Consider the following 3752-nt stretch of genomic DNA (forward strand, 5'->3'; position numbering starts at 1 on the left):
GAGAAAGTTGTGATGAAAAAGTCTACTTTTCCGTCGAATGTAAACGGTTAAGGGTGACGTTCCCTGGGGGATCGTTTGCATCTTTGGCTAGTCAATATGTCGAGGAGGGGATGATTCGATATTTAAACGGTCAATATGCCTCCGGCCTTAATAAAGGGGGCATGTTGGGATACGTAATGGATGGAGATGCCGACGCCGCTATCGACGATGTAAAAAAAGCAATTGAAGGCCGAAGGGCTAAGTTGCAGATGGAATCTAACGCAACGCTTGAAGCATCAGGACTTGTTAACAATCCACTTTCAAAGCAAACCTCCCATTTGAGAAAGGGAAAGTTCCCGTTTGCTATTCACCATGTATTTCTTCCGGTCCGATAGGAATAGCCGCGCGGAATGAACGAAAGAAAACGACAGGTTTATAGCGTTGCCGAGATCAACCGCAAGGCGCGGATGGTGCTGGAGGGGGGCCTCGGCGAAGTGTGGGTGGAGGGCGAGCTTTCGCGGGTCGTGGTCCATTCGAGCGGGCACTGGTATTTCACGATCAAGGATGAGCAGGCTTCGGTGGCGTGCGCGATGTTTGCGCGCGACAACGCCACCGTGGCGTTCCGGCCCAAGGACGGCCTGAAGGTGCAGATGCTCGCGCGCCCGAGCCTCTACGAAGCGAACGGCCGCTACCAGCTGATCGCCTCCGCGATGGAGGAGGCCGGCAAGGGCAACCTGCAGGAGCAGTTCGAGCAACTCAAGGCCAAGCTCGCGGCGGAAGGGCTGTTCGACCCCGCCCGTAAAAAGCCGTTGCCCGTCCTGCCGAAAAAGATCGGCGTGGTGACCTCCCCGACCGGGGCGGCGATCCGCGACATCATCAACGTGCTGACCCGCCGCTTCCCCAACATAGAAATTTTGCTGATTCCCGCCAAGGTGCAGGGCGCCGGGGCGGAGCAGGGCATTGCCAAGGCAATCGCTTATCTCAACACGCGCGGCGATATCGACGTGATGATCGTCGGGCGCGGCGGCGGATCGATCGAGGATCTGTGGGCGTTCAACGAGGAGGTCGTCGCGCGGGCGATCGCCTCTTCAAAAATCCCGGTGATTTCGGCGGTGGGGCACGAGATCGATTTCACGATCGCCGACTTCGTGGCGGACGTCCGTGCGCCGACGCCGTCGGCCGCCGCCGAGCTGGCGGTGCACGAAAAGGGCGACCTCGAAGACGAAATCGCGCTCTATGAACGGCGCCTCAACCAGGCCTTGAAAACGCGTGCGCAGGATTTCCGTCTGCGGCTGAACCGCGCGGCGCACAGCTATGTGTTCCGGGAGCCGGCGGCGCTGGTCAAGCAATACCGCCAATCGATCCAGGCGATGGAAACGCGGATGGGCGACCTGCTGAAGCTGGATGCGCAGAAAAAGATCCAGCGGCTGGAACGCTGCAATGTTCAGATGGCCCATTCCCTCCAGTCCGGCGTGCGGCAGGCGCACCAGCGGGTCGATGAGCTGGGCATGGTGATGCAGCACCGGATGGAGCGCAAGGCCGAGCGCGACCGCCAAAGGTTGCAGCGGTTGGCGAGCCAGTTGCGCATGCTCAATCCGCTGGCGGTGCTGGGCCGCGGCTATAGCCTGACGCGCAGGCCCGACGGAACCGTCGTCCGCAGCGCCGACGGGATCGAGGTCGGCGATACCATCGTGACGCAGCTGGCCGCCGGAAAATTGATTTCAAACATTACCGAAAAAGGGTAGGGATTTCCTACGGGAGGCGAACCATGAGTGAAAAGAAGAGCGCGGATTTCGAGCAGTCGCTGGAGCGGCTGGAGGAGCTGGTCGACCAGATGGAAAGCGGCGAGCTGAGCCTGGAGGCGATGATCAAGCATTTCGAGGAGGGCTCCAAGCTGGTGGAGGTCTGCACGAATAAGCTCAACGAGGTCGAGCAGAAGATCGAGAAGCTGGTGAAGAAGGACGGGGAGCTGAAGGCCGTCCCGTTCGAGAGGGAGGAATGATGGAACGGAAACGGTTAATCCTGATTGGGGTTTGCGGCTTGATGGTGGCCAGTGCGTTGATCTCGGCCATCCGCCGCCAGCCGGGGAGCCGGCCCGAGGAATCGGCGGAGTATGTCGCGCCCGTGCCGGTGCCGGAAAGCCGCTTTTCGCCGCGGCAACGGCCGGTGGCGGAATACAATGCGGCCCGCAGCTTCAGCGAAGCCATCGCCGATGCCGTGGAAAAGGTCATGTGCTCGGTGGTCGTCATCCGTACCGAAAAGCAACAGCAGGTGATCCAGCCGTTCATGCCGGGATGGGGACGGATCGTGACCGAGGATCTTGCCGGCGAGGGCTCGGGTAGCATTATCGACGAACGCGGTTACGTGCTGACCAGCTGGCACGTGATCGACGGCGCGAAGTGGATCGAAATCGTGATGAACGACGGTTCCAAGATGCCGGCGCAGGAGGTCGGGCATGACCAGGCGACCGATCTGGCCGTGCTGAAGTTCGAGCCGAAGCAACCGCTCTGCCCGCCCATGGAGTTCGGCGATTCCGACAAGGTGCGCGTCGGCGAAGTTGCCATCGCGATCGGCTCGCCGTTCAGCCTGCAGAGTTCGGTGACGGTCGGGCACATCAGCCAAAAAGGGCGCCGCGTGCAGATCTTGCCCTACGAGGATTTCATCCAGACCGATGCCGCCATCAACGAAGGCAACAGCGGCGGGCCGTTGATCGATGTCGATGGCCGGCTGATCGGCGTGAACGCCGCCGTCAAGACCGAGGCCGAGAAAAAGGGGGTGGGCATTGCCTTTGCGGTACCTTCGAACCTGGCGATGCGCGTTGCGAAATCGATCATTGAAACGGGCAAGCACGAGTGGCCGTGGGTCGGTTGTTTCTTCCAGACGACGGGCGCGAAATACAAGGACCTGTTCGAAGGTGCCGGCGTTGTGATCTCGGATGTGTTCCGCGACACCCCGGCGGCGCGCGCAGGTCTGCAGACGGCGACCGCGGTGTTTGCGGTGGACGGCATCTCCGTGAAGGATGAGTATGATGTCAAGCGCATCATCTTCAACAAGACGGTGGGGGAGAAGGTCCGGTTTCTCCTGCTGCTCGGGGGCGAGCGCCGGGAAGTGGAGCTGGAACTCGAAGAGTTTCCGGGGATAACGCTTTACTAAGCCCGAACGCAAAAAAAAACACCCGGCAAGTTGCCGGGTGTTTTGCTTTTCGGTCGGCCGGTCAGGAATCTTCGCGGAGGCCGCGCACGACGGCTTGGTCGAACCCGAGCGGTTCGAGAAATTCGCTCATCAACCATTCCGGCGGGGTGTTGCCGATTTCGGTTTTGATGCAATATTCGGCATAGGCCTTCCAGGCATCGCGATGGGCCAGCAGCGGCGGCAGGAAATCCTTGGCGTCGGCGCCTTCCACGATGGCTTTCGAGAGGTTCAGCTGGGCCTCGGCCGTCCGGGCATAGCGCCTGGCCTGTTCGGTCGGCATCGCGCCGGCGGCGGCGTTGGCCAACTCCATGATCCTGGCCTGCTCCGGCGTGGGGCCCGCGGGATAGCTGAAGGTGCGGTAGTCCGCGGCCGCTTCGGCAAAACCGGACTCCTCGAAAAAGGCGATGCGCTTGTTGGTCCGCTGATCCGGATCGTTCCATGCTTTGCCCAGATAGACCACTTCGGTCAGGCCGGACGAGAAGCCGGCGAGCCAGGCGAGTCGGCCGTTCTCGACATCCTGCGGCAACGAGAAGACGCTGTGGCCGATCATGATGAGGTGGGCGCCGTCGGCGGAATCGAGC

At 61.1% G+C, this 3752-nt stretch carries 4 protein-coding genes and 1 pseudogene; 4 read left to right on the plus strand and 1 reads right to left on the minus strand.

What is annotated here, in order from left to right:
• The 4 genes and pseudogenes from ABYO54_RS15045 to ABYO54_RS15060 form a co-directional block, all read left to right on the plus strand.
• A pseudogene (locus ABYO54_RS15045) lies at window positions 1–374 on the plus strand (hypothetical protein); the annotation flags it as partial.
• A 15-nt stretch (window positions 375–389) separates the two neighbouring features.
• Entirely contained in the window at window positions 390–1724 is a 1335-nt protein-coding gene (gene xseA / locus ABYO54_RS15050) for an exodeoxyribonuclease VII large subunit (protein ID WP_372809058.1), read from the plus strand.
• Between the two features lie 23 nt (window positions 1725–1747).
• Window positions 1748–1981: an exodeoxyribonuclease VII small subunit gene (locus ABYO54_RS15055; protein ID WP_372809059.1), complete on the plus strand. Its 234-nt coding sequence runs from the start codon at window positions 1748–1750 to the stop codon at window positions 1979–1981.
• Window positions 1978–3132 carry a S1C family serine protease gene (locus tag ABYO54_RS15060; protein ID WP_372809060.1) on the plus strand — a complete coding sequence of 385 codons (1155 nt, stop codon included), beginning with the start codon at window positions 1978–1980 and terminating at the stop codon, window positions 3130–3132. Before ABYO54_RS15055 ends, ABYO54_RS15060 begins: the two co-directional genes overlap by 4 nt.
• A gap of 61 nt (window positions 3133–3193) precedes the next feature.
• Here the strand turns inward: ABYO54_RS15060 and ABYO54_RS15065 are convergent.
• Window positions 3194–3752 (minus strand): hypothetical protein (locus ABYO54_RS15065; RefSeq protein ID WP_372809061.1); only part of this gene is annotated, 559 nt, incomplete at its 5' end.

It is taken from the genome of Pontiella sp. (assembly GCF_041622395.1).
Taxonomy (GTDB): Bacteria; Verrucomicrobiota; Kiritimatiellia; order Kiritimatiellales; family Pontiellaceae; genus Pontiella.

Excerpts from the sequence above, each read along its gene's own strand:
- xseA (WP_372809058.1), top strand. The coding sequence starts at position 390 with ATGAACGAAAGAAAACGACAGGTTTATAGCGTTGCCGAGATCAACCGC.
- ABYO54_RS15055 (WP_372809059.1), top strand. The coding sequence starts at position 1,748 with ATGAGTGAAAAGAAGAGCGCGGATTTCGAGCAGTCGCTGGAGCGGCTG.
- ABYO54_RS15060 (WP_372809060.1), top strand. The coding sequence starts at position 1,978 with ATGATGGAACGGAAACGGTTAATCCTGATTGGGGTTTGCGGCTTGATG.